The organism is Flavobacterium glycogeni (assembly GCF_048286775.1).
Taxonomy (GTDB): Bacteria; Bacteroidota; Bacteroidia; order Flavobacteriales; family Flavobacteriaceae; genus Flavobacterium.
Map to the genome: position 1 here is coordinate 16,377 of NZ_JBLVPV010000026.1, position 26,550 is coordinate 42,926.

Sequence of the window (26,550 nt, forward strand, 5' to 3'; positions counted from 1 at the left end):
ACTAATTCAAGTTTAAAAGTGTACATTTGCAAACTCAAAATTCAAGTTTGGATTTTGAAATAAAAAAGGGGTCGACTGGTTTTGACAGCAAGTCGAATTGAGAAGTAAGCACGTCGAGAACTGGGACAATTCTCGTTAATAAAAGGTTTCAAAACACATACACGGCGAAGGAAACTACGCTCTTGCTGCATAATCTGAATCATAGTAAGATTAGCCTCGTTCCTATCAGATAGGAAAGCAGGATTTACCTCGAAAGCTTTGGTTTATAGCGGTCGATAAAGGTGAATCGTAAATTTAAACCTAGATTTCCATAAGCTTCGGGTGGATTTTGAAATTAAGAAGATAAGTATTGTGTGGCTGTTTCTGGCCTAGCACACTATCGAAAACCCAATCAGGAAATAAACGCGTAGAAAGCTTTTTAGTTGCTTGTTTGGACCCGGGTTCGATTCCCGGCGACTCCACTCGACGGGATGATTGCAAAATCATCCCGTTTTTTTTCATAAATAAGATACCCTTCATCCCTCATTAACAGCATGTTATGAGAAAATATACTAGGCATTGTGGGTGTTCGATACACCCCCTTTTCATAGTACAAGTTCGTGTCGAACACCATACTTATAAATTCTCTTTTTTGCAGAGTTGTTGATCTAGAATAAACATAAGGTATGTCAGTAAGAAAATCCATATTTTTCTGCAAGATTTTATATACGTCCCCTACATTGCTAGTCAGGCGTTGAATCGCTCCTTTCAGACTTAAAGAAGAGTAATTATAGGTAGCGTACCATCTGTCGTATGTTTCTCTTGAAATCTCGTTACTAATCCACTTTTCTTCAAGTGTGTATAACTTTGCTTCTGTATCTACTAATTCCTCTTTTTTAAGTATCAACTTTTCCTTATTACTTTTAATTTCTTTTTCTACTGTCAAAGTACAGCCATCCTTAATGTCCTTTAGCATTTTATCCGAAATGCTCATCAATTTCAAAGCACCTAATAATTGAGTGTGCGCTTTAAGTGCACTTATATTATTATGTTTGGGACATCTACATTTATAATAATAGAAATATTTCCCCGATTTACCGCGAGAAGGAGCACCCGTTAAAATATTACCACAATGGCATTTTAATATTCCTCTTAAAGGAATCCGGTCATCTAATACCGTTTTCACTTTTTCAGGCTTTTTCATTTTACTCTGTACCATCTGCCACGTTGCAATATCAATTATTGGTTCATGTATCCCCGGAAAAAGCCCTCCTGGGTGTTCTTTAAAAGCCTCAACATGTAATAGCCCTGCATAAGTAGGATTTACAAGTATTCTTTCAATTGCGCTATTACCACTCCTGTTAAAACCTAATTCTCTTGCTTTCTCTTTAATTATATAGAGTGGCGTATCTCTTAAATAGACATCAAAGATGAATTTTACGATTTTTGCTTCTTCCTCTTCCACCACTAGACCACGTTCTTTTCTTTCACCTTCCTTACGATAACCAAATGGTGGTGAATTATGAACAAATCTCCCTTCTTTAGCTCGTGCGGTATATAGCCCACCTCTAATTTTAACACTTCGATTTATATTGTCCTCTTCTGCCAGAAGTAATTGCAAACCAGCTCTAAAGAAACTTCCTGGAGTATCGTAGTCAAAAGTAATTCCCTCAGTCACACTTACAACTTGTATTCCATATTTCCTTTGCAGTGTTTTTACCATGCTCATTGCTTCACCCGCATTTCTACTGAATCTATCTAATTGATCTACTAAAAGATAATCTACATTTTTAAAATGAATAGAAATAAATTCTTGTAGCTTTATAAAATCAGGACGATCAAATGTTTTAGCACTCTTACCCCTATCAATAAAAGTATCCACCAACTCAATGTTGTTTGCTTTTATCCATTGGTCAGTATAAAGTTCTTGCCTTTCGATAGAGCCATTACTTTGTCCCAATTGACTGTATCTCAGATATCGTATCGCTCTTTTCATAATATTCTTTTAAGGTAATTGACACTATTATTTCAATAAATAAATTTACAATTTTTTGCTCCTTTTCCTGTTCTATAAGCACAAAGTTTTTAGAAATTAATTCATCGACATCCTGACATTTCTCTTTTCCATTTTTCATAATTTCACGATTTTAAAATAAAAAAAGCCCGTTATCGGGCTTTTACTAATTATAATTAGACATACTCAACTTCCTTTATCAAGAAAATAAATCTTACTCCCTTGGTTTCGCTTACGAGTTGGCTTGTATTCTATATAACCATACTCGCTTAATTCTCGCATGCATTTGTAATATGTTTTAGGGGAAGAAATCTTGGCTATATCCATAATCTCATACCTGTAAGCTTGTATTGGATTAATAAAACCCCTATTCACTCTAAACTGCAATAGCGCAACATAAATACCAATATGCGAAATGCTAATTCGGTAGTCATTCTCTATTGCTTTAAAGAAATCGGATAAGGGTTTTAACATTTCCATTAGGTCTTACATTGAATTAGACTGCTTTTTTCTCTTTTTTGCTTCCTGTGGGACTGCAGGCCCATCGTCATCAACACTCGGGCTTTGTCTTTTACTGTCCTGTTTCATTGACTTACCTTCTCCCTCAGACTGCTTCTCCTTTTTAGACTGACGATTGTCAATACGTTTCATATTGCCATCGTACACATTGATTGTTTTGAATTGTGGATTGGCTTCAATAGACTGCTTCACCTCATTTCCATCTTTTAAGAAAGTAGCAGATTGCAGGTTTCCTTTTTTCATGGAATCCATCAAATCTTCTTTAAATTTAGCATTTTCCAATTCCTTGATTGGATGTTTAGAAAGTGCCACTTCCAGATCGTAACCGTAATTCTGATGGTACTGGTTTATCTTAAAATTGCCACTGTTATCGGCTTCCTTAAAATCCATTTGCACCCACGAATTATAAGCCTGACCTTCTTTATTGGTCAAATCCTTATTTACTGCTCTTCCATCCATAAGGTTATAAGCCTCTTTCATGGTAATATTACTACCCTTATTGATATAAAAAGTATGCTCCAGCGATTCCTTCGAATTGTCTTTTTGCAATTCCACTTTATAGGAATTAAAAAAATACATATCACTTTCCCCCGACTTCTTAAAATTCAACGAAACCTTGGCAATATCTTCCCCATAGTAGGCCTCATGATTCAATGTGAATCCGGGAGTTTGCAGTTGTATTTTTTCCTTTAATTCATTTTCTAATCCTTCACCAAAACCGGTGTACTTTACCTGATCTCGCAGGTATTCAAAATTTTTATCGTTCATGACTATTTAATTTAAATGATTAATAATTAATTATAGTTTGGGTAATACAGTAACCTGTACCAGCTTTTTGTTCTTCACTTGAATTGCTAAATGTCTGCCACCATTCTTTTCCATTAGCTGTATGGCTAAGTATTTCTTCTCTGGAATCGTAAATTTTGGTACTGCAAACACAAATGTATTTTCTGATCCTTCGTCAATTGTAGCTGTGTTATTAAGAATATAGATTGGTGTAATTTCAATTTCCTGCGAGGCGGTTCGCTTTACTTTTTTATTATCCCGAATAAAAAAGCGGAGCTGGTCAACATCATAATTTATTTTCGAGTGGTTTGCGACCAATATCCTGTAATACATCACATCATTTTGAATAAAAATTCCATTTAGTTGAAATTTGATATCATACTTGTTTTCCTTTTCACCTCGTATCTTTCCCTTATCATAAAAAGCTAATTTGGAATATTGCTCTACCTCCTGCTCGTTCCTGTTTTCGGATGAAAAATAAATTTCCTGCGCTTCTTGTTTTGTCTCAAAGGAGAGATTCAATTGTGGTGATTGCTCATCATAATTGAGAACAAAAGAATACAGTTTGCCATCGGCAGTAACCACTGTAAGGTTGGTTTGAATAAACCCTTGTTGTGCTGCCTTAATCTGCAATATATTTTCAAGTCCTTTCGCTTTCTGGACGAGTACATCCTGACTGCCTCTATCTACACTTTTAATGGCATACGGGAATACAATATTTGTTGTTTTTGAATACCCAATTGCTAAAGAATCCGGTTCAATTTTCGTTAGGTGATTTTTACTTGTTTGCGCAAATGCGCCTATGGTAAAGAGTAAATACACCATAGCCAATACATTGAAGTTTTTCATAGTTAATAATTTTTAGTTTTTAATTGGAATCCTTTTGTTTTTGCTTTTCATCATGAAGTAACACCTGATAGCCCGCCTTTACTACCACTTTAACAAGCTTCACTTTTTTACTGAGCAGCGTTTTAGCCGCCTCAATTCCTACCCCGGCTGCTTGTGCTCCCCAAGAATCATCAAGAGTTGCGATGCCGAGCGTCTGCATGGAGCGGTCTGCAGATGCTTTGGCAACATCCCGGTTAATTGCTCCCGGAATATAAATTCCACTGAGCCCGTCCATATCATAAACCGACAGGTCAACCGGGAATAGGGAGTTATCATACCGCAGACTATTTATCTTGATAAGCAGTCTTTCCCCTTTTAGGGAAGCCATTCCAAACAAGAAATTATTCTTTGGAATCTTGACCCCATTAATAAAAATAGCATGGACAAGCCTCAGTTTTACTGTCGACCCATTTACAATAGTCTGTGTTTCATGGATCACTGCAGTTACTGCATTTTGATTATAGTCTGCACTTGCAGGATCTTCTAAGTAATAAAAGGCATTGCCTTTGGACTGCCTATCAACAGGATTTGTTGGCGTAATTTGCAACGAAGAAATATTATCTTCCTTTGTCTTAGTAACGATTGCAAATACCTGTCCACGCTGCGCTTCGGAAACCTTTTTCAATTTTTCCTGCACCCGGTCAGGATGCTGAATATCCAATATGCTTTCAAGCATCCCGCTGAGTTGCTTCAATTCAGGATCCTGCACATCGCTCCGACCATTCATAGACTGCATCATTTCTTCCAACTTGTTAACATCATCTGAATGCACCTCGGCGGTACTTCCCCTTGCATAGTTATTAAAATCGGGGCTTTGTGCTGGAGACGCAATTGGCTTATTGATAACTCTTTGAAGCGCTTCAAGCTTTTCATGAACCTTTTCTTCGTTGGGATCACGATACATAGAAGTATTTAAGCCATTACTGCTTTTTCTAGAACTGCTCTGATTATAAGAAGTGTCATTGGCAGTTTCTGTTGAATCTCCTTGAAAAGACTGGCTGAGATAGTTTGGATCCTTTTTTATTAGTTCCTCTAGTTTAGTAGAGTCAAGTGCTGCTTGTTCATAGTAATTCATTTTATCCAACGCAATACTTTCCTTCAAGTTTGCATCCGGAAGTTTTATATTAAATCCTTTTTTTTCAACTACCGAAGCATTAGCCGCATCCATTTTTCCTCCCCCCAATACCCAAAACATAATAGTGATAAAGGGCAGCACCAAAAGCGGCATTACCAAAAGTATCTTGCGCTGTCTTATCATTTTTAGTGATTTCATTTTTTCTTCCATAATCTTAATTTTTAAATTGTGAGTGATAATAATTTTCTACTATTGTAAGACTGTCCAATAATCCAGGACGGTATTGTATGATACTGTCCTGCAATTTTTTTCCAGTCGGGCTGCGACCCAAACTGTCCATATACCTGCGAAAGTGAACAGTTTTTTCAAATTCAGCTTTACTGATTGACACTTTTATCTCGTCCTTTTCATCTCCGGTTCGCATAGTATTAATTGGTTTTGCAATCGGTGTAATATTTATAGTACTACTGTCTGTGGTTTCGGAAAAACTGTCTATCATCACATAAATACTGCAACCGCTCGCAAAGACCGTAAAACAGATCAGAATCAAAATCCAACTTTTACGTGACAAATATGCTGTCTTGCGTTCCAGCCAGTGGGCACACTTATATTGCAGCCGAAGATTGGCTTCATCAAATTGCTGCAATAGATTTCCCCGAAAGCGATCCGCTTTATCGGGGATTTTTTTATTGTTTCTTTTAAATGAGAAAAGCATAATCAGTAGATTTATTATTTTCTATTTTTGGTACTCAAATCCCGATTCTCGATAGTATTCCATCGCTCCACTAAAAAGCCGTGCGGGTTATTGTCACTTCTCGAAACATTCCGAAGATTTCCTTCTGTTATGAGGCTACGGTATGCAATGCTGGTAGTTCTGATGATATTCTGAGTGGCATAACATCGAAAATGGTACGGATATTTATTGATGTCAACAGTAACACTGTCCACTTGTATGGTCTGACTGATATTTCCTGAAATTATACCGGAATAATACCCGTTCTCTTTCAAATCATCATAAATCCGTTTTGCACTGTCGTCTGCGAGGTAAAGTGCCTTGGTAACATTGGTTCTTATCACTTTATCATCTGGATCAAGGGTAAAGAATAACTTATGAAAGGTCATCACATGATCCCTTGCCTCAACTGGTATATTATCTTTCCTGTCCGAAGCATACGCTTCTAATGCTTTACCATTAGCCAATATATAGACCTTATTTTGCATTTGTGATACCAGACTGAAACTCTTATAAAGGGCAAAACAGCTCATCATAATACTTCCGCCAACCACCAACATAGTAAAGCCGCGAACATGCCGAAAGGCGGTATCAATATTTTTCATTTTGCTAAACATAATGCGTTTTTTTAGCGGTTAAGAATTGCCTTTTAATTTATTGCTCATGTAACTCTCCTTGTCTTTGAAGTAAGGAGACGCACTGCTGGATCCAGACATGCTTTGAGACATACGCCCTGCAGCATTGCCCATAGCATCCACGACCATTCCTGCACCAGCAGATGCAGTGTTAACAGCCGAATTCGTAGAATTACTGAAGATACTGGTCACTTTTTGACCTAAAGCCCCACCTCCGCCTGCGTGCACAATATAATTAGCGACTGAAGGAACAGTAAAATACCCAACGATTCCTATAATCATAAACACCAGATACGCCATATCTGTTTTACTAAAAAAAGTGTCCCCATAATCATTGACCTGCCCGATATCAAGTTGTAGCATCTTTTCCTGTATCTTTCCTATGATACTGCCAAAAATATTGGCTACCGGAAGCCATAAGTAGATATTAATGTAGCGTGCCAGCCACACCGTCAATGTATGTTGGAAACCATTGAAAACTGAAATACCAAAAACCAGCGGCCCCAAAATAGAAAGTACTACTAGTTGAAAAGTCCGAAGCGTATCAATACAGAGTGCGGCCGCTTCAAAAAGAACCATCAATACTTCACTCATCCATTCCTTGACTGAATTACGAAAATTGAATGACGCCTTTGACATCGCAAACTTGACATCATTCCCTATTCCTTCCATAATCCCTTCGTCAGATGGGTCTGCACCTTCATGCGTGTATTTATACCATTTGTCACGGTCACCGCTTCCAGCTGTTCCGACATACATTTTCCATGGATCGGTCTCTTTAATCGCTTCTTCCTTTTGTTTCAGCAGTAGTACAATAGCCTTGTTTGAACCATCTACCATCGAGGCGGTTGCTGTAACAGTAGGTTTCATCACACCATTGATCATATCCAGTACCGAAGGGAAAATCATAATACAGAATCCAATCACAAATGGACGGAAAAGCGGATAGAAATCGATTGGTTCAGCGCTGGCAATATGCCTCCAAACTCTGGAAGCGATATACCAGATGGCTCCAAATCCGGCGATTCCCTGACCAACTCCCATCAGGTTGCTGCACAATGGCATCATCTCATCGTATAATTGATCCAGTACGCTATGCAAACTGTTCATGTCATCTGCCAGACCCTGTGCATGGCCGGCGATAGGCAACACCATCCCCGCGACTGCAAATAATGCAGCCTTGCTCCTCTTTATCATGTTATTATGTGTTTAGTTATTTACTTTGTAGATGCTGCGCATTGCCTCTACATCATTGCGTTCTTTTGTTCGCTGAATTGCCAATATGGAAGTATTGTTATTAAAGCTTCGCAGAAACGTGAGCTTATCTTGCATATCAGCATAGACCTTGTCAATGGCGGTAAGTCTTTCATCATCAGACATTAGCAATGTATTAGCAGAAACGACTGAGGTCAACTCATCCAGATTTCTGAGGCTCTCTTTGAACAGCTTGGAATACACCTTTTCGAGGTAAGCGATTTCATCTGTATTGAAATTTCCACTGTTCCTGAATCGGTTCAAGGCGGTCTTGTACTCTTTTACCAAAAGCAGCTGATATTGAATAATAGCACCAACTCTCTTGTATTTTCGAACCGTTGGACTCACCTGCATCAGCGCATCAAGAAATGTTTCATGAAGACTGAAGTTTCCCTGAGATAAATCTTTAACGGTATTATAGCCTCCATTAAGAATTTGATACCCTTTTTTCATATCGGTAAGTATCTGTTTGAACTGAGCCAGCTTTTCGATATTCAAAATCAACTGTTGCATTTCCTGGGATTGAGCAGAAACGCTGTATGGGAATACTAATCCCATCATCATAATGATTAAAATCAGGTGTCTTTTCATGGTACATTATTTTTTACGCCCTGCAACACACGGCTGGTTTTTACATCCTTAAAATTAGTACTCCTAGACAAAGACATCATTCTGGTTTGATCGCTGAAGCTCTCGCAAAAAATATAGCTTTCCAGCATATTTTCATACAGCGCATCAATTCGCTTCAAACGCTCATTATCTTTCATTTCAAGCTGTCCGTCCGTTACAATTGTAAGGAGTTCCTCTAGATTGTCATCACAATTTTCAACTAGCCTGTCGAACACCCGTTTGATATAATCCACTTCATCCCCGTGGAATAAATCATTCTGCTGGACTTGTCCGTAAATCGTACCGTAACTTTTTATAATCTTTATCTGAAGGGCTATAATTTCAGCAACCCTTGCATACTTTTTTATTTTTGGGTTAACCGTCTTGAGCGAATTGAAATAATCAGTGTGAAGATTAAATTCTCCACGCTTGAAATTACTGACGGTATTCAGCCCTTTCTTGACGATAGAATACCCTTTTTTGGCATACCCAATATACATTTGAAGGGCTGCAATTTGTTTCAGGAGTTCTTGTCTTTGTTTTGACTGCGCATAAATGTTTCCATTTATGAATCCTGCAAGGAGCAGGAATAGAACTATTTTTTTCATCACTTTAAGGTTTTAATAATGGAATCCCATAAAACTTCTTAACAGCATCCACGTCATTTTTTGTTTTCACTCTCTGCAAGCTTAAGAGTATATTTTGCCTATTGAACAACATAAGGTCATCGTAGTTGGCATCAATCTGGTCAGCAGCAGCATTAATGATTTCAAGCCTTTTAGCATCGCTCATCTGTGTGGTGAAGGAATCAAGGATTAAAAAGATTTGGTCGATATTTTTCATGCTTTCATTCAATATGCCTGAGTATACTTTTTGCATATAGTTTAATTCATTTGCATTAAAATGATCGTCTTGCTGGAACAGCTTCCAAGCCCTTTCGTACTCAGCAATAAGCCGTACTTGCTTTTGGGTAACATCCCTGATTCGTTGATAGGAAGTAATACTGGATTTGACCTTGGCAAGTTCATCATAGTAATTTTTGTACAAGTCTTTTTGTTTTTGTGTCCAGTTGGAAATCTCCTCCAGTTTCAATTTCGACAACGTATTTTCCAATTTTTTCTGAGCATTCTGCAACCATATCGTTTTGTTTTGCAGGCGTTGGATCCGAAGGTCAATTGCTTTTATAACTTTCTTTACGGCTGCGGTAATCAATTCAATTATTGGAACAGCTGCAACGCTTTCTGCTGGTTTTGCAGGGGTACTGATAAGCAAAAGACACAGCAAACCCAACATCATATTTTTCTTTGCTTTCATAATTCATTATTTATAATGTTTGTTTCTCCAGTATTTACAACTGTAACTTCATTTTTACTATCAAGCTTTTCCACGCAAATCATTAGCCAGTGCCGCAATCCCTCTCTTAATATCACCATCAAATTTTTTGGCGTAAGCCTGTACTTTCAATTTTTCTATTTCTTCTGTAGTATAGGCTAAATACTCTTCAAGAGATACCTCAGTGCGATAGACCTTAGAAAGCATTCCTCCCAAGGAGATAAATACTTCCTTGTATTTTTTATCAGGATCATTCGCTTTATTTACCGACAACACCAATGCTTTTTCCTTTTCCGTAAGTCCCAACAATTCCTGAATTTGGTCGAATTTATTTTGGTATTTACTCTGGTCCAGCAATATTTTACAATCGCTATTATTGATAATTGCCTGCTTGACTACAGGGGATGAAATGATATCCTCTACTTCCTGTGTAACCACTATTGCCTCTCCATAAAACTTTCTGACTGTCTTAAATAAATACTTTATATATTCTGCCATACCTTCCTTAGCAATAGCTTTCCAAGCTTCTTCAATTAATATCATTTTTCGGATGCCTTTAAGTTTACGCATCTTACTGATAAAGACCTCCATGATAATGATGGTCACCACAGGAAAAAGAATAGGATGATCCTTGATATTATCCAATTCAAACACAATAAACCGCTCTTTCATTAACTCCAAATTTTCTGTAGCATTAAGCAAATAATCAAATTCTCCGCCTTTATAATAAGGGCGCAACACATAAAGAAAATTAGTAGCATCAAAATCTTTTTCCTTCACCTTGTCTATTTCCAATATTTTCACAAAATCATCTTTCAGAAATTCATAAAAACTGTCAAAACACGGAAACAGTTCTTTGTTTGCTTCGAGTTTTTCATAATACAGCTGCAAGGCATTGGATAAGGCTACATATTCGCTTCGATTGAAGGTTTCATTATCTTTTTTCCAAAGAGCCAGCAATAAGGTTTTAATACTTTCCTTTTTCTCAGTATCAAGATTATCGCCTTCACTGATATAAAAAGGATTGAAACGTATCGGATTCTTTTCGTCGTAGGTGAAATAATACCCACCCACCATGTCACACAACCCCTTATAACTGTGTCCAACATCTACAATTACAATATGAGTTCCTTGTTCATAGTAGCTTCTCACCATATGATTGGTGAAAAATGATTTCCCACTTCCGGAGGGCCCGAGTATAAACTTATTCCGATTGGTGCATATTCCCATTCGTATAGGCTCATCACTGATATCAACATGTACGGGTTTACCGGTCAGTCGGTCGCCCAAACGAATTCCGACAGGACTTAAAGACGAGCGGTATCCCGTTTCCATATTCAGAAAGCAGACTGCTTGTTCCGCAAACGTGTCAAAAGTGTCATTCATAGGGAAATCTGCGGCATTTCCGGGAATACCTGCCCAATAAATTTGAGTTGCTCCAACGGTTTCCTGCTTGGCAGCTGCATCCATTTGTGCCAAGGCTGAAGAAACCTTATTTTTTATATTTTTCAGTTCTTCTTTATCTACTGTCCACGCCAACACATTAAAATGAGCCTTTACGGGTAAGCGCTGTTGACTAATCGCTTCGTTCAAGAAATCATTGGTAGCATCCCGCGCAATAAGGTTCGCTCTGCTATACGCCGATAGAGATTGTAATCGCAATCTTTTACTTTCTAGCTTCTGCAACGTTTTTTGAGCATCCTCTATGAAAACATACTGATTATAAATATGATTGCAGGAAAGCAACTGTCCTAATGTGGATGCAAAGCCGATACTGAATTTGGTCTTGTCAGTCGAATATCGGTCATAGTTAATTCTGGAACCGCAAAGAGCCGGCAGGTCAGCTGCATCACCCAGCGTATACATTTGACAATGTTTATCTCCCACCTGCAAGCCATCGTTGAAAGCCATATCTTTAAAAACAAAAGAGTCTTCTTTTTCAGAAAGGGAACAGTAACGCTCTATAATTCCGATCTTTCTACTATGGCTTCTGAGATCGTCATTACCCAGACGGGTTAATTTCACAAAACCACTGTCTTCTAATATTCGTCTGAATTGCCCCGTACTATCTATAAATTCCTGACACAGTTGTGCCTTTAATGTTTCTTCGGGAACTATCGAACTCCTGAGTAAATTAGAAAACAAGGAACTAGATGTTTTCCTGCCCGCAGGCTTTTTGGTCAGTAAAATGTAGCACGAATGATCCAAAAAGGGACGCTCGTTAAAAAACCGCTCACTGCTGCGCGTGAGGAAACTGGTATCTTCTTTGGTAAAATCAGCTTGAAACGTACTATCAATAAACCAGTCTTGTTTATGGAATACACTGAATTTTGGGAGTAACTTTATGGCTTTAAGCCACGCTTGGTGGAACGCTTCATACTCTTCATCTGACAAAGTAAATATTTCCGGTAACTCGGCCTTGAACACTACGGTTACATCACCCTGTTTGGACAAAATACAATCGTGCTCCACATCCATAATCGGTAAAATATCGTCTATCATCTTTTCCATCTTCATCTCTTTTTACCTGTATTTAAATTTTCGGGCAAATGCTATTTTCCCATTTTGAAAATTTTCCTGCTGTGCGTTCTAACCGCTTTAGGTACCTGCCTTTTCGCTAAAGCTTTCATCATGCCATGTTCTCCATATTTATGACTCATCTTGTACACTTTCATAACCAATACTGCTCCCGAAATACCGATGACACCAATACAGACCAACGATGGCAATCCGAGAATGTACATGCCCGAAAAGAAAAACATCAACACTATAATACCTCCTCCTAAATACCATATATACTGCGCTTTAAGACCCTTGAATTCAATACTCTGATTAATACCTTTATTGATGTGATATACGCTGTTTACCATAGTACTATTTCCTTAAATATTTGCTTCTTTTATAAATCGACCTTACGTAATAATTAATCTAAACCCCAAAGAAAGATTTGATTACCGTAGCTACCACTACTAGAAAAACGCAACTTCCAAACCAAGCCGCCGCCACTTTTCCAGTGTCCGGATCTCCTGCATTCCACTTTTGATACACTTTCACAGCACCTATTAGACCCAAAAGAGCTCCTATTGCATACATGAGTTGGGTGCCCGCATCAAAATAGCTTCGCACCTGCGCATTAGCCTCGTTAATTCCGGCAAGGCCGTCTTGGGCATAGACCTGATAATTAACGCTCAGCACTACCAGAGCGGTAATGGCAATTCCAATTTTTTGTTGGGTGAGTTTTCTAAAATTCCAGAGACACTTTTTCATAACACATTATTTTAAAAATTCAAATAATTAGATAAAAAAGCGGAGGTTTAGCCACTGTCTCAATACCTCTTTCCTGTCACATAAAACCATACCGCATGAGACGGACAGGGGCATTTCCTCCGCAATGTTGCATTAGTTTGTTTCATTCCATAAAGCTTCCGCTTCCTGTTGGGTTAAATGGATAGATTCGAGTTTGTCACATTCAGAGACAATCAGTTCGCTGACTGAGGAGCGAAACGGAGAATTTTTCACAGATGGATATTCGGTAAGAACCAATCCGAGATAATCAACAAATTCCTGTTGGTGCAGTTTTCTTTGAGCCGCATCTGCGACAACATTTTTCAATCTTTCTACCAGATGATCTACATCCTGAAAAGTTTGATCGGATTCTGTTAAAAAAGATTGAGATGAACTAGTATCAGGAGATTCCTGATAACTTATATTAGATTGGATTTCTGGATAACTTCGGAATTGGAACTTCCGTTTTCCTGTTGCGATATCTTTAAGTTCTGTAAAGTAAAATTTTAACCCAACAAATAAATACCAACTTGCTCCTAGCAGGACAACTACAATTGTATAATTGCCCCATGAAATGTTTGTAAACATACGCTCTTCATTTTATCGTTCTACATTAGTTCTTCCAACACGGATATTTGAAACGTATTCCAAATCCGGGATGTTCATCATTACAGGGCAAAGAAACGATAGACCGCAAAGCGCCACAAGTCCAACTTTTTGTTGTACCCCAGTTGTTCCTTTTGTACCCCTAGCAAAATCAATAGAAAAAGAAGAAAAAAAAATGTAAAGAATAAAAAAACCTCCAAAGAGGAGGTTCCATAAACGGTATAATTAAGCGAGTTTTTAAAACGTAAAGAGATCTTAGATTAGGCAACTCTCGTCTTTCACAATAAACCTGTTCCCTATTGGAGGATCAATAAATCAGCATCTGACTTCTTCATAATCTGCCACCCGTTTTGCGTTAGTAAGAAATGAGCTTTGTGTTGCTTTATCGTTGAAGAACCTTTCCTCAACAAGGATCCAAAAATAGTGTTATTTCGCACGGTGCTATATCCTACAATTGCCATTTTACCGGAATTCCAAATTTTGATATCTATAATGGTACCAAATTCCTCATCCGCAATTTTTACTTTTTGAATGTTACTTTTTTTATCATCTTCAGAAGTAAGTAGAAAATAAGGCTTAGCTGCATCTGTAAAATGTATCAAAGGCGCTCCAATATCCTTTAGTTTTTGGGTTCGTAGAACAGTGACTAATCCTTTCTCTTCCAATCCCGACTGCCGAACCTTTCGGGCATGCTGTGGATCACTGCGATAAATATCATAATCCAAAACTCTCGGGTACCGGTATTCCTTGACAATAAGTTCCACAGCCGTTTTTTCGTCTAAGTTCTTAGTATTGCAACCAGTCATTGTCATGATTGCAACCGTTAAAATGCAAGATAGTTTTTTCATTTTTGTAAATTTTAGATTTATTCCGATTCAATTAATATTCTTTTATCTGTTTAATCATGCGTTCTAATGTTTCAATTACGATTTTTTTATCTCTATCTTCTGCAACGTAAGATTTGCTCCGCATTGAATCATAAGAAAGATTGACTTTGTTAGGCGTGGATAAGAATGGGACTATTGTTTTAAATACATGATTCATTGATTTAGCTATGAGAATTTTCAATTCATCAGAGGCTCGCAGTATTAATGCAGTCTGGTCTATAGAGAGTTTGCATAAAACTTTGTCGCTAGTTGCATCAATTACCGCAGTTTGATTTGGTTTCTTATCTATACTTCGCAGAGGTACAACTGAAAAATGCAACTTCTTCTCCAGATATATTATTTCATGTTTGAACCAATCGCTTAATATTATTTTTAAATCTTGGTGATTCGGATTTAGGATCACCCCGTCTTTACTATGAATCTGATTGAATTCTTTAAAACACAATAAAAGATTTTCCATTTTGTCTGCGGGACTTTCGCAACAATTTATTTTGTCAGCTACACACTGTGTAAAATAGCTTATGAATGACCTGCTATTAAAGTTCATATATATTAAAATCTCATTCAATGAGGAACTTTGTAGATCTGCCCTATCTAAGAATCCTAACAATTCTAACTCTTTGATCAATTGCTTCCTGTACAGTACTTGTCGAAAGGTGATCTTTTTGTTTCGCTTGGAATTTACAAAAGAATACAAATTATCAAAAAGTATAGCGGTAGATCTTTTATCATTTACAGTAAAAGTTGCGCTACTTTTCAATTTATCAATTTTCTGTTTGAGTTTCTTTTTTGATACGACCAAATAGGTCGCAGGTACTCGCATATCTAAAGTTAAGTAGTTGGGGAATCTCGTTTCTATAAAAGATAGTAATTCATCAAAGCACGAGATTAACATGTTTATAACCTCTTTTAAATCAGGCCGCTCAAATTCAACATTATGGCTTCTTTCGATCACATTATCTAAGAAAATTATTAAGGAGGAATGATAGTTCCCAACGATAATCTTAATTTGCTTTTCCTTGTTAAGAGAGAAAATTTTGATCTTGAATTGGGATTGGATGAATAGTGTTTGCTCTAGTGTCTTTTCAACAATAGCCTTTGACTGGACTGCTGTTATTGCATTTACATTCGTTTTGCTAGGATTTAGGGTGAAAGTTACCAGTAAATCCAGCCATTCTAAAAGATAGGTCTGATTCATACTTCTTACTTTTGTTTACTAAATAGTCCTTTCGACTTATTATCAAAAGCACTCTAATCAATACATTATCACTATTACTAACCTTTAATTTAAACCATTGAATTGATATTTAATTTTAAACGATATTCCGATGGTGACATCGAAGTGTATTTTTTGAAAAAATTGCTAAAAAAAGAAATAGTGCTAAATTGTAATTCTTCCATAATATGCAGAATGGTCAAATCTTCGTTTTGAAGTAAGATCTTAGCCTCCAGAATAAGTGCTTCTTCAATATACTGCTTGGTCGTTTTGTCTGTTACTTCCTTAACCGTTTTGGTAAGGTGACCAGTCGTAATAAACAAAGCATCAGCATAGAACTTTACGCCGTGTTGCGTCTTGCAATTAATTTCTAAAATTCTAAAAAATTGCATAACAATTGTTTCTTTTCTGGTGTACTTTATTTTAATATACCGGGAGTATCTGCTATATATGTTTGCTAACTCATACAGTAATAGATTAAAACTAAAGAGCACTACCTCATTTTTAAAAATGTGCTCGTTTGAACTTCTTCTTTTACTATCAATCAATTTAAATAAATCAATTAGTATTACTACGTCTTTCCTTTTAAGAGAAACCTTAGAAGGGACTTTTGTAACAAAAAATTCAAAATACCCTACATACGGTCTCCTTATACTGTTTTTAAAAATAAACGCTGAGGAAAATGACACCACAGAAATCCGCAGTTGATCACTCCTATTCAAAATTTCACAAGAAGTCCTTGTTGGAATCACGATAATTTCATTTGCAGAAAGATAAATCTCTGTATCTTTTATTTTGATACATAAATAACCGAAGTTCACTATCAATATAGAAAAACAGTTCTCCTTAAATAGTTCTTGACATGAAATTTTAGATGAAATATTTTCATGAACATGAACTACCAAACCTAAAGGGCTATATTTTGAATTTTTATTTACCAAAATAAAATTTTTTGCTAAGATTTTAATTTATAAAAGCAATGAATGCATTACCTCTTACCTTACTTCATCTATTTTTGCAGGATTCTGAGAAAGTAATTTCACTAACAATGCAACTGAAACAAACAATAAATTTGAAACGGTAGTCACGAAAAACAGAAATGCTAAATTTCGTGGGTTACAGCTTTTTTCCTCCCCGTTTGTGAGGTAGCCAATTACTTCATCGTAGCTCAATAAGTCTACGATGAAATAAAGGGTAATCAGATTGAAAATGATCAGAAATAGGTAAAAAGTGCCTATTATTTTCGCTTCAATCAATAGTATTCTGTCCATTATTAATCTGTTACAAGATTATTTTGACTAATACCGGTTATGAGTGCCATCTTAATTGCGGTAAGCGATTGATCCAAAGCGCCACTTGCTCCTCCGACCCGATTACCTACAGATGTTTCCCAATCTTTATCTTTACGCTCCTTGGAATAATAAAGTGAATACCTGGCTATAGAGGATGTGGTAAGGATTATTCTCTTGTCCTCGCTGCTAAATTGAGAATTAGTCATCACCGATGATTCATAAGAAACTATGGATTGATAAATCGTTCCGTACTCCTCATTTTCCCATAAAAGTGTTGCGTTCATAAAGCTGGAAAGGCTGCCTTTCGCTACATTTGTCATTGACGAATTTACAATAGCCTCATCGAGTTCAGCCTCTGGATTTTTTACAATCGCTTGTATCTCCTCAAGATTCACAGGTACGTTCGTTGCAAAATTTAAAAGTGCCAGATCATTATTCGCAACTGCTATGGCTTCAATCTGTTGACTAATTTGAGAAATTGTATTATACTGATAATTACCCGCCAAATAAGTATCAAGTATGTCATTGTGCAACTTACCGGCAAGGTCATAAACGTTTGCCGGGTTTTCAGGGGTCAAGTTTTCTACTAGACGCGCTGATTTTTCTAATTTCTTGCTATTAACCTTACTATCAGTACTATTGTCTGAAGCATCAATGTTGTCAGCAGTACAGGAAATAATTAGTAATGGAAAAATCACTAAGCATAATGAAATATTTTTCATGATTAAAATGTGTTAAATGTTACTGAGTACTTTTATTCGTCAGTTCATTTCACCCGGGTAAGCAGAACTTTAATTTAGCTCGATGCCAAATATTTTTGCTTTTGAATTCAAGGCAAAGCTAGAAGTTGAATTTCGGCATCGCAACACATTGCCTATGGGTTTCCACGATTTATGGTATGGATTTCATGGAAATCCACACCCCTTTTTTTGTTAAAAATTTATCATTATCAATTGTTTAGACTATCTTTGAGGTAATTTCTCGCAAAACACTCCCAAGACTTTTTGTAAAGCATTGCCCTGTGCTAAAAATTGATTTTGTAGAGAAAATAGTTCCCCATTTCTTACTTAACCTATGATTAAAATATATCTATTCATATTATCTCTCTGCTTAGGGAACCAAGTTTGTGCACAACAAAATGGATTTAAAATCCCCGATACACTCCGAAATAAGAATTACGATTATCTATTTGAGCGCGCAGAAGATTTAGAAAAAGACAGTGTGAAACAATCGCTGTATCTTAGAACCTTCTTATTAAAAGCTACATCAGAAAAGAATTCAGAAGAAATCGTAAATGGTTATAAAAATTATGTTCATTACTCGCCTGAAAATTTAAAACTAGTGTATGCAGACAGCATGATTTATGCTGCAAAAAAATCGGGGGATAATGCCTTAATCGGTTCTGCCTATCTTTCAAAGGGAATTGTATACTATGCTCAGAAAAAACATAATTATGCATTAAACAATTACCTAATAGCAAATAATTTCATTTCTAAAACCAACGATACCTATTTAATTTATAAGGTGAAATATAATATTGCCAATATAAAATACTATCTGAGGTTTTATGATGAAGCACTATCATTATTCCGGGAATGCATTACTTATTTTAAAGATGAAAATGCCAGAGCGTATTTGAATTCACTCCATTTAATTGGGCTTTGCTATAACAAAATAGGTAACTACGGTTTATGTTCCGAAACAAATGAAAAGGGTCTGGCAGAAGGAAAAAGATTGGCTACTAATGAAATGGAGTCCTATTTTATTCACTCGGAAGGGATAAATCAGTATTTCAAAAACAATTACGCAACAGCTATTAAAAAAATAACCTATTCGCTACCTGCCATTCGGGAGAACGAAGATTTCGCAAATGAATCTGTAGGGTATTTTTATATCGGAAAAAGTTACTGGGCACTTAAAAAACCTAAAATGGCCCTACTGTATTTTAGAAAAGTAGATGAGATTTTTGATGCAAAAAGTTATATTCGCCCTGATCTCCTAGAAAACTACGAATTAATAATAAAGTATTATAAGTCTCAAAATAATCTGAACGCCCAACTGCATTACATTGAAAAATTACTTAAAGCGGACCGTATTTTAGACACTAAATACGAATATTTATCCGGTAGAATTCGTAAAGAATATGATACTAAAGAAATCCTTTCGGAGAAAAATAAAATTGAAAACCTTCTTGATAGAAGAAAATATAATGACTTCATTTTTATAAGTGTTATTACTTTTCTATTTTTATCAATCCTGTTCCTTGCTTATAGACATATTAGAAACAAGAATATGTACAGACAAAAATTTGACGAGCTTATGAAAAAAAGCGAGGTCTCTAAAGCTCCAGTCAAAAACATAAAAAAAGGTATATTAGACATCAATGAAGATACAGCCGCATCTATTTTGAAACAATTAGAAAAATTTGAAAGAGATAAAAAATTTCTGGAAAAAGATTTAACATTGGGGAAGCTTAGCACTGCTTTTGATTCTAATAGTAAATATTTGTCACAGATAATTTACCATTATAGAGGAAAAAATTTCACAAAGTACATTAACGATCTTAAAGTTGACTATATAATTTCATTATTAAAAACGGATAAGATGATGAGAAACTACACCAATAAAGCATTAGCCGAAGAAATAGGTTTTAGCAGTACGCAAAGGTTTGCCAATGCTTTTCTTGCGAGAGCTGAGATGCCTCCGTCCTTTTTTATTGGGGAGCTCAAAAAAGTACATTCCTGATTTCTTACTGTAACCATTTAGAATTGGTGTAGTAGATACTACTAGTGATAGTAAAGATTAATCTATGTTCATAAATATTTGATGTTCACGTTTTCGTGAACATCAAATATTTATGAACAAGCGACTAAAAAAAAGATGAAGGGTACTATATCTAAAAGAATGATACTATACCCCAAAATTATGGCAGAGTTTTTTCAAAATACAATCGAAGAGAATGTAAAACTGTTGGAACAGGTAAAAATTGGGTATTTAGAAAACTGATGGCTAATAAAATTAAAATCGAGTAATCACTCTTAAGTCGCTTATAACCAATTATAATCCGTCTATATTGAATTACATGCCACAGCTACTCATAAAAAAAGTGAGAATTTTAACAGCAAATTAGTTATATCTAATAAGCAAACTTTTATTTTTGCGCCCTAATTTAATAAATACTATCATGAAAGATTTAGTTGCAAAAATCAACGCTGAATTCGAAACATTCAAAACAGAATCTGAATCATTAATTGAAAAAGGTGTCAAAGCTGCCGGGCCAAGAGCTCGTAAATCAACTTTGGAACTAGAAAAACTTTTAAAAGAGTTTAGAAAAGTTTCTGTAGAAGAATCAAAAAAATAAATTTATTTTGAATTATCAGCCCTTTGGATTTTCCGGAGGGCTTTTTTGTATCTGACTACTATTGGGTTTGGACTTCCCTACCCCATAATTCAATACTCAAGCTTTCCTACCAACTGCAAAATAAGAACTTCCATTGCCTTATTGATTTTCTCCAATGCCTCTTCAAATGTAAACCATTCTGTTCTATCAATCTCAGGAAAGCTTTTTAATGTACCAGACTTTGGTGACCATTCTATCTCAAAGATATTGCTTACTATAGCATCTGCATCAATATCCTTTTCCAGAGAACATATATAAACTACTTTAAATGCTATTTCAATCATCGCGAAGCCAAAACTTAGCATGAATTATCCATACACTATCCATACTTTATCCATGCTTTATCTATGCTTTATCTATGCTTTTGATAAGAGCTTGTCTTGTCCTGAAATAGCTATACAGGTTATTAAATAAATCCTAATCATAACTATACAAATAATCCTTAATCCCGAACTTACTATACAACCGGTTTTTCATAGTTAATAGGTTAATTAATAGTTAAAGCGTTTATTTCTAATTATTTGCTGTTTATATAATTGTATCTTTGAGTGTGGTTTTGATTAATCACTTGAGTAAAACCATCTGAAAAGAGAAGCTTATTCAAATAGTCATTTCATGCTTAACGGTATGAGTTGATAAATGGTAAATCAGAATCTACAATCGGAGGCCCTTTAAAAAGGCCTCCTTTTTTGTTCTATACTCATTGTTAAACAGTTTTTACTGATGCACTCCAGATGTACTAGGTAAAGAATTCTGATACAAGCTGAAAATGACAGGAATGTGACGTATGAAAAGTGAATAAAAAATACGATCAAAGAGTTCACTTAACATACATGGACTTTCCAAGATATACAAAACTATTTTTATCATTTAATACGCTATAGATTTCAAAAAAAAACAGTCTGTTATGCAATACAATCGTTTTATTTACATTTCACGGATTATTTCCTTATCTTTAGATTCAATTAAAACTTATTTATGTCAAATAAATATAATTTTATAAAAAAAATAACCGAGTTACTTTCTGAAAAAAACCCAATTCAAAAAGAAATAATAGCCAATGAAATATTATATGTATTCTCACAAGCTAAAAACAAGGAATGTTATACCGAAGAATCAAAAACGGAATCTATTGAAAAACTAAGATATTACATAAAAGATTTTCTACTTCATGATAACGATTTAACTAGAGAAAGGTTAGTTATATCTGTTCATTCTAAATGTGTTTTTATCGAAGACTGACCCCTATCCTATAAATAGTAATTCTGTTGCAACTGGTTTCTATAAAGTATGTCTTTACTTTTTATAACTTCATTTTTAGAATTACCTTACGCTTTCTCGCTCATAATGTTATTTTTTGAACAAGGGTGTTATTTACACTCGTTTTGTATACAAGTGTGAATATATGGAAAATTTACTCTCGTTTTGTTTTTGAAGGTAAAATTTACCCTCGTTATTTTTTGCATTCGTTTTTTGTTTGTAGGGAAAAGGAAACCTGCTTTTTCAGATATCCATTAAATTGGCAGGTATAAAACCATATTCAAATTAAGCCAATTGCCCAAATCACTAGTAGCAAGTGTTGGCAGTAGCTTATTTAGTTACCATAATTTCCACCATTTCTTGGTTTTAACTATGTTTTCTTTACTTATTTCGTTTTGGTTATTTACTTTGTTTTGGCTTTCATTTCTTTCTGTTTCTTTAAACTCTGTAGTTTCTAAGTTTAAAATAAAATCACTTTTATATCCTTCTCCAGACGAATTATAACTATTTAAGACTCCTATTAAGTTTTCATTTTCCAATTTCACATTTGTTATTCCGTCGTAACATAAGTTGTCTAAATGTTCCATTTTATCGATACTTTCTACAATAGAAATTGAATATTCACCAACTAAAACAAACTTGGTTTTATATTCAAAAACATATTTATAATCGTGTCCAAATTCAATTTTTGGTTTCGTTTCTTCGGAATTCATTATGTAGCAAATTCCACACGCAATTATTAAAATACTTTCACTGTTTTTTAATTTTGTTGCAAATTTCAAACTGGAACTTCCAGTTTCAAAATTTCCAATCCATTCAGTATTATCTTTTTTGATAAATTTAATTGCCAAACCTTCCGAAAATTCCGAATAGCCATTTTCAGGAATTGAAGTATACATTTCGCCGTATGCTGGCAATCCTTTTAATATTTCAAATGTCTCTTTCAAATTTCTGATTTTTAACTTACCGCTAACGTCAGTTCGTGTAAAAACCTCCAAACGAACTCAATTTTGATAATTAGAAAGTAAATATATGGGATTTCAACTATAATTCAAACTCTTTCCTGCAACCTTCGATTAGCTGTGGGCGACAAGAGGAAAGCACCAATAGCTGCCCAAGTGCAAAATACAATTTCTTGTCATTAATCGCGTTACAAACGCTACGATTTACCAAGCAATTTAAGTAGGCACTCGATGCAATCAGGCACCAGTAGAAATAATTGGAAACACAACTGAAAATACAACACAAATAAATGTAAGCCAATTTAGAAGAGGCGTTTACATTTACACTTTGAGCGCTGACAACAAAGTACTATTTACTGATAAAATAGTCAAAAAATAAAACAGGCTCCCTAATAAATGCTAGATTCTTTCACAAGAGTCAAGCATTTTTTTATGCTATATTTTAATAGGCTATTGCAAATTATTGCAACAGCCTATTTTGATTTTTTTTGACATTCATCTAAATCCGAGTTATCGGGGAAAAACTATTTTCGGTTATATTCAAAAACCTCGTCCCATACTTCATCTATTCTAATGAGAGCCTTGTCTAAAGGTATAACTTCCAATTTACCATTCGTTTCGATACCAAGACCACTGTCTTTTAATTTCAATAAAGCGTCTTTTACATCAAAATCAAGGTCTGTATTATGCTTTGTTTTAAACCACGATTCAATTTGTTGATCGAGTGCTGAAGCTGTTAAGGGTTCCTTACTTCTGTTTAAAAAGGAGTATGCCAAGATGGTTTCCTTAAGTACTTCTTCTTCCGAAGAGTTTAATAAAGAATAAAAGGCACCGCTATTATTTCCCAGATTTTTAAAATAAAGACTATCCGAAAGCATTTTGGAATATTTTATTTTCTTGTTTACAAAGTTATTGTATTGACGGAACAAGTATGCACCCAATATTCCAAGGGCAATTAAACCTTGATTTAATGAGGTTTTACTATTTAACAAATCTATGGTTTCACCAGATTGGTATGCCGCCTGCATTGCAATTAATGCTGGAATTACTTTCGCGCTCAATAATGAAATACCCCCTACAAGACCTGGCACCCATAATAATATTTTATCGGTTTTTGACATCATTGGGACTGCATTCGGGAATATAGTTTCTAGATCGTTTTTAGGAACGCGCTTGAAGATTTTTAATACAATCGACCCAGGGTCAATCGGCATTTTGTCTAATCGAGTTTTTTTTTCGTTATAGTAACTTGTATCGTGATAATTAAGGTAAATCATGACACGATCATAGTATTCAATCTCTATTTCCTTCTTCCAAAAAAAGAGTTTACTTACTTTTTCTGTCGTTGTATGTTGACCTCTTACATATATTTCATAATCTTTATATGCACCTAAATCAATGGCAAGTTTTAATCCTATCAAATCTGAATCTTTGAAAGCTTTGTCTAAAGTTTCTTGATCCACACGACTGTAATTACTTAAATCAAGAACTTTATGAAGGGTTTCTTTGAAAAGCGAAAAGTCACTTTTGCCAATAAATGCTACTCGTTCTTTTAGATTTATATCTGGGTCGAATAATGCATAATTTTGTTTTAAATTACGGATTAGGTTAAATGCTTCGTAGTGGAAATAATGTTCAATTATATCGAATAGCTTTTTGAAATCCTCAATCTGTTTTTTATCTCCGGCATATTCTGCCAGTTGTTGTTCGAGTAAGAATTCCTTATCAAATGGGATATAATGTTCTCGTTTCATATTGAATTCGGGCCTTTAAACTTTAATGCGAATGTTTTTTTATAAGTTCGACAAAGGTAAAGTACAAAAAGGGAAATATTTATTGTCCAATATTATTTCTTTTCTGTTTTATTTTTTTGGCACAAGCCATTCTGCACTATTGCTAAAAATTCTGATTGGATTTGCACACGAGCAAAGTGAACTGACGCAGCAATCCGTGCCCATACAGAAATTCAATTATCTACCCCCCCTAGCGATAGCAAACTGACGAAGTTAATCAGCACTATCGTTGTGTTAAAATATCGAAGCCATCGGGATTATATAAAGGTGTTGATAACCATGTTGCTAATGCTACATCTTGCTTTTTAATTTAAGTTGGTACTCGTCTCTCAGACGAGCACCAGAATGGGGATATTTCTTCGTAAAAACCAAACGTCAAATTACCGAAAACTCAGCAATTTCGCTTACCGGCTGTTGTGCGTTCCTACTTTATAATTTACTCTTCTCCTTTTTTTAACCATTTTCCAACTTCGGGCGCAACATAGTTTTTCATTTTAGTTAATAATTCTTCAGCATCATCACTTATAATTATCATTTCTTGGTTTATTTTTTTTAAGAATCCTTTTTCAACCATATTTTCAACAAATTGGATTAATAAATCATAAAAACCACCAACATTCAAAATTCCAATTGGCTTTTTATGCAATCCAAGTTGACCCCAAGTTAGCATTTCAAAAAATTCCTCTAATGTTCCAAATCCTCCAGGCAATGCAATTACTCCGTCACATAATTCATTCATTTTGGTTTTTCGCTCGTGCATACTTTCCACAATTATAAGTTCGGTTAAGTTTTCGTGTGCAATTTCTTTGTTTGATAAAAAACTTGGCAAAACTCCAATTACTTTTCCATTTTTATTTATAATTCCGTCAGCAACTGCACCCATAAGACCAACTTTTGCTCCGCCGTAAACCAATTCAATATTATTACTTGCCATTATTTCACCAAGTTGAAACGCTTTAACTTCATAATCCTTTTCAATCCCAAAACTTGAACCGCAAAAAACTGTTATTCTATTCATTTTTAATTTTTAATTATGATTTATTCCCTCTTTCGTTCCGTTTTTCGAGTATAACCCACAACGTCAGTTCGTCTAAAAACCTCTAAACGAACTTTATTTTGTTATTTATAAAGTAAACATACAGGATTTAAACTACAATTCAAACTCTGCCGAGAACCTTTGATTAGCAATGAGCGGTTGTTAACCGCGTTACAAACGCTACGATTTACCAAGTAATTTAAGTAGGCACTCGATGCAATCAAGCACCAGATTCGTTACACGAAGTCAAGGTTAAAAATGTCAAAGTCAAAAATGTAATTATTCGTTTCATTTCTTGTGATGTTGTTCGTTACAATGACCACCAACGTTTTTGGGCTTTGAATGCACAAATGTTAATTAGAAGTCTAATACTCAAATTTAGCACATCTATCCCAATTTTGCAAAACACTTGTTATGAGGTTGTTATTTTTCAGTCGCAAATTTCCATTTGTTCAGACCGCCAATTAAAAATAATAATCCAATTAGTACTGCGATGAGTGAATAACTTGTTTCAAGAAACCAGTTTGTGTTGAGTTTGTCAAAATTAAAAGAGAGTTCGCCCAGTCCACGAAAAATATAAACACCTGCAATCATATAAATTACAATTTTCTGAAAAGGTAGCTTTCTGAATTTATTATCTGCCGAAAGACCATATAATCCGAATATGAAAAAGCATACGGCAACAAAAATTGTCAATAAGTAAGGCAAAGAATAATGGATTAGAGAAAGCGCTTTCATTTCGGAACTAATTCCAGTTACCTGAAACATTTGTTCAGCCCACAAAAGTCCGACTATATGTCCAAATCCAATGATTACGTTTATGTATCCTGCAAGACTAAGCATTTTGTTTTTTTGTTCCATAATAAATAAGACCGCTAATGGTTAATAACAACATCCATTGTCCTAGTTTTAGGAAATTGTCCGGAAAAGAATTTGAAATTAAAATTAAGAGTAACCAAACAATGGCATATCCAAAAAAGTAGCATGAT

30 protein-coding genes and 1 other RNA gene are annotated in these 26,550 nt (G+C 35.2%); 5 read left to right on the forward strand and 26 right to left on the reverse strand.

All coding sequences use genetic code 11. The features are described 5' to 3' along the window. Positions 1-67: 67 nt before the first annotated feature. Positions 68-464, forward strand: a transfer-messenger RNA (tmRNA) gene (gene ssrA / locus ACNQGX_RS15825). Here ssrA and ACNQGX_RS15830 read toward each other — a convergent pair. The 21 genes from ACNQGX_RS15830 to ACNQGX_RS15930 form a co-directional block, all read right to left on the reverse strand. Further along, positions 419-1,975 carry a recombinase family protein gene (locus tag ACNQGX_RS15830; protein ID WP_417977853.1) on the reverse strand — a complete coding sequence of 519 codons (1,557 nt, stop codon included), beginning with the start codon at positions 1,973-1,975 and terminating at the stop codon, positions 419-421. The two genes, ssrA and ACNQGX_RS15830, sit on opposite strands and share 46 nt — an antisense overlap. After that, positions 1,926-2,114 carry a type I-B CRISPR-associated protein Cas8b1/Cst1 gene (gene cas8a1, locus ACNQGX_RS15835; protein WP_417977855.1) on the reverse strand — a complete coding sequence of 63 codons (189 nt, stop codon included), beginning with the start codon at positions 2,112-2,114 and terminating at the stop codon, positions 1,926-1,928. Before cas8a1 ends, ACNQGX_RS15830 begins: the two co-directional genes overlap by 50 nt. A 65-nt stretch (positions 2,115-2,179) precedes the next feature. Beyond that, on the reverse strand, positions 2,180-2,473 hold the full coding sequence (locus tag ACNQGX_RS15840; RefSeq protein ID WP_417977857.1) for a hypothetical protein: 294 nt from the start codon (positions 2,471-2,473) through the stop codon (positions 2,180-2,182). Between the two features lie 6 nt (positions 2,474-2,479). Then, on the reverse strand, positions 2,480-3,280 hold the full coding sequence (locus ACNQGX_RS15845) for a hypothetical protein (RefSeq protein ID WP_417977859.1): 801 nt from the start codon (positions 3,278-3,280) through the stop codon (positions 2,480-2,482). A 30-nt stretch (positions 3,281-3,310) separates the two neighbouring features. Further along, positions 3,311-4,147: a conjugative transposon protein TraN gene (gene traN / locus ACNQGX_RS15850; protein WP_417977861.1), complete on the reverse strand. Its 837-nt coding sequence runs from the start codon at positions 4,145-4,147 to the stop codon at positions 3,311-3,313. A gap of 19 nt (positions 4,148-4,166) precedes the next feature. Continuing rightward, positions 4,167-5,471: a conjugative transposon protein TraM gene (traM, locus tag ACNQGX_RS15855; protein WP_417977863.1), complete on the reverse strand. Its 1,305-nt coding sequence runs from the start codon at positions 5,469-5,471 to the stop codon at positions 4,167-4,169. Between the two features lie 4 nt (positions 5,472-5,475). Next, positions 5,476-5,976: a hypothetical protein gene (locus ACNQGX_RS15860; RefSeq protein ID WP_417977864.1), complete on the reverse strand. Its 501-nt coding sequence runs from the start codon at positions 5,974-5,976 to the stop codon at positions 5,476-5,478. 14 nt (positions 5,977-5,990) lie between these two features. Next, on the reverse strand, positions 5,991-6,611 hold the full coding sequence (traK, locus tag ACNQGX_RS15865) for a conjugative transposon protein TraK (RefSeq protein WP_417977866.1): 621 nt from the start codon (positions 6,609-6,611) through the stop codon (positions 5,991-5,993). Between the two features lie 18 nt (positions 6,612-6,629). Further along, complete coding sequence (gene traJ / locus ACNQGX_RS15870; RefSeq protein WP_417977868.1) at positions 6,630-7,826, reverse strand: conjugative transposon protein TraJ; 1,197 nt, start codon at positions 7,824-7,826, stop codon at positions 6,630-6,632. Positions 7,827-7,838: 12 nt separating this feature from the next. After that, positions 7,839-8,474: a TerB family tellurite resistance protein gene (locus ACNQGX_RS15875; RefSeq protein WP_417977870.1), complete on the reverse strand. Its 636-nt coding sequence runs from the start codon at positions 8,472-8,474 to the stop codon at positions 7,839-7,841. Next, complete coding sequence (locus ACNQGX_RS15880; RefSeq protein WP_417977872.1) at positions 8,471-9,100, reverse strand: hypothetical protein; 630 nt, start codon at positions 9,098-9,100, stop codon at positions 8,471-8,473. The genes ACNQGX_RS15875 and ACNQGX_RS15880 overlap by 4 nt, the downstream gene beginning before the upstream one ends. A gap of 4 nt (positions 9,101-9,104) precedes the next feature. Next, on the reverse strand, positions 9,105-9,806 hold the full coding sequence (locus ACNQGX_RS15885; protein ID WP_417977874.1) for a conjugal transfer protein TraI: 702 nt from the start codon (positions 9,804-9,806) through the stop codon (positions 9,105-9,107). Between the two features lie 60 nt (positions 9,807-9,866). Continuing rightward, on the reverse strand, positions 9,867-12,335 hold the full coding sequence (locus ACNQGX_RS15890) for a TraG family conjugative transposon ATPase (protein ID WP_417977876.1): 2,469 nt from the start codon (positions 12,333-12,335) through the stop codon (positions 9,867-9,869). A 41-nt stretch (positions 12,336-12,376) separates the two neighbouring features. Further along, positions 12,377-12,694 carry a DUF4133 domain-containing protein gene (locus tag ACNQGX_RS15895; protein WP_417977878.1) on the reverse strand — a complete coding sequence of 106 codons (318 nt, stop codon included), beginning with the start codon at positions 12,692-12,694 and terminating at the stop codon, positions 12,377-12,379. 58 nt (positions 12,695-12,752) lie between these two features. Further along, positions 12,753-13,091, reverse strand: coding sequence for a DUF4134 domain-containing protein (locus tag ACNQGX_RS15900; RefSeq protein ID WP_417977880.1), 339 nt, complete (start codon positions 13,089-13,091; stop codon positions 12,753-12,755). A gap of 132 nt (positions 13,092-13,223) precedes the next feature. Continuing rightward, a complete protein-coding gene (locus ACNQGX_RS15905; protein ID WP_417977882.1) occupies positions 13,224-13,697 on the reverse strand; it encodes a hypothetical protein in 474 nt (157 codons plus the stop codon). Between the two features lie 314 nt (positions 13,698-14,011). Further along, the gene (locus ACNQGX_RS15910; protein WP_282716780.1) at positions 14,012-14,563 is read right to left on the reverse strand and encodes a hypothetical protein; all 552 of its coding nucleotides are present in this window, start codon (positions 14,561-14,563) and stop codon (positions 14,012-14,014) included. A 31-nt stretch (positions 14,564-14,594) separates the two neighbouring features. After that, entirely contained in the window at positions 14,595-15,800 is a 1,206-nt protein-coding gene (locus tag ACNQGX_RS15915; RefSeq protein WP_417977884.1) for a hypothetical protein, read from the reverse strand. An 89-nt stretch (positions 15,801-15,889) separates the two neighbouring features. Continuing rightward, the gene (locus ACNQGX_RS15920) at positions 15,890-16,210 is read right to left on the reverse strand and encodes a helix-turn-helix domain-containing protein (RefSeq protein ID WP_282728396.1); all 321 of its coding nucleotides are present in this window, start codon (positions 16,208-16,210) and stop codon (positions 15,890-15,892) included. A gap of 603 nt (positions 16,211-16,813) precedes the next feature. Then, positions 16,814-17,089 carry a hypothetical protein gene (locus ACNQGX_RS15925; protein ID WP_417977886.1) on the reverse strand — a complete coding sequence of 92 codons (276 nt, stop codon included), beginning with the start codon at positions 17,087-17,089 and terminating at the stop codon, positions 16,814-16,816. 2 nt (positions 17,090-17,091) lie between these two features. Beyond that, a complete protein-coding gene (locus ACNQGX_RS15930) occupies positions 17,092-17,832 on the reverse strand; it encodes a hypothetical protein (protein ID WP_417977888.1) in 741 nt (246 codons plus the stop codon). 352 nt (positions 17,833-18,184) lie between these two features. On the opposite strand from ACNQGX_RS15930, the gene ACNQGX_RS15935 reads away from it, so the two are divergent. Together ACNQGX_RS15935 and ACNQGX_RS15940 are read left to right on the forward strand one after the other, a co-directional pair. After that, a complete protein-coding gene (locus tag ACNQGX_RS15935) occupies positions 18,185-19,855 on the forward strand; it encodes an AraC family transcriptional regulator (RefSeq protein ID WP_417977890.1) in 1,671 nt (556 codons plus the stop codon). Positions 19,856-20,294: 439 nt separating this feature from the next. Then, entirely contained in the window at positions 20,295-20,471 is a 177-nt protein-coding gene (locus ACNQGX_RS15940) for a histone H1 (protein ID WP_077375025.1), read from the forward strand. Positions 20,472-20,560: 89 nt separating this feature from the next. On the opposite strand, the gene ACNQGX_RS15945 is transcribed toward ACNQGX_RS15940, so the two are convergent. After that, positions 20,561-20,794, reverse strand: coding sequence for a hypothetical protein (locus ACNQGX_RS15945; RefSeq protein WP_417977892.1), 234 nt, complete (start codon positions 20,792-20,794; stop codon positions 20,561-20,563). A 694-nt stretch (positions 20,795-21,488) separates the two neighbouring features. On the opposite strand from ACNQGX_RS15945, the gene ACNQGX_RS15950 reads away from it, so the two are divergent. Then, positions 21,489-21,752, forward strand: coding sequence for a hypothetical protein (locus ACNQGX_RS15950; protein ID WP_417977894.1), 264 nt, complete (start codon positions 21,489-21,491; stop codon positions 21,750-21,752). 356 nt (positions 21,753-22,108) lie between these two features. On the opposite strand, the gene ACNQGX_RS15955 is transcribed toward ACNQGX_RS15950, so the two are convergent. Beyond that, a complete protein-coding gene (locus tag ACNQGX_RS15955; RefSeq protein WP_417977896.1) occupies positions 22,109-22,717 on the reverse strand; it encodes a hypothetical protein in 609 nt (202 codons plus the stop codon). A 271-nt stretch (positions 22,718-22,988) separates the two neighbouring features. Between ACNQGX_RS15955 and ACNQGX_RS15960 the strand changes: the two genes are divergently transcribed. Further along, complete coding sequence (locus ACNQGX_RS15960; RefSeq protein WP_417977903.1) at positions 22,989-23,111, forward strand: T9SS type A sorting domain-containing protein; 123 nt, start codon at positions 22,989-22,991, stop codon at positions 23,109-23,111. 145 nt (positions 23,112-23,256) lie between these two features. On the opposite strand, the gene ACNQGX_RS15965 is transcribed toward ACNQGX_RS15960, so the two are convergent. From ACNQGX_RS15965 to ACNQGX_RS15975, 3 genes are all read right to left on the reverse strand, one after another. After that, positions 23,257-24,486 (reverse strand): TMEM143 family protein, encoded by a 1,230-nt coding sequence (locus ACNQGX_RS15965; RefSeq protein ID WP_417977898.1) that lies wholly within the window; start codon positions 24,484-24,486, stop codon positions 23,257-23,259. A 475-nt stretch (positions 24,487-24,961) separates the two neighbouring features. After that, positions 24,962-25,543: an LOG family protein gene (locus tag ACNQGX_RS15970; RefSeq protein ID WP_417977900.1), complete on the reverse strand. Its 582-nt coding sequence runs from the start codon at positions 25,541-25,543 to the stop codon at positions 24,962-24,964. 441 nt (positions 25,544-25,984) lie between these two features. Continuing rightward, positions 25,985-26,422, reverse strand: coding sequence for a hypothetical protein (locus ACNQGX_RS15975; RefSeq protein WP_417977901.1), 438 nt, complete (start codon positions 26,420-26,422; stop codon positions 25,985-25,987). Positions 26,423-26,550 lie beyond the last annotated feature (128 nt).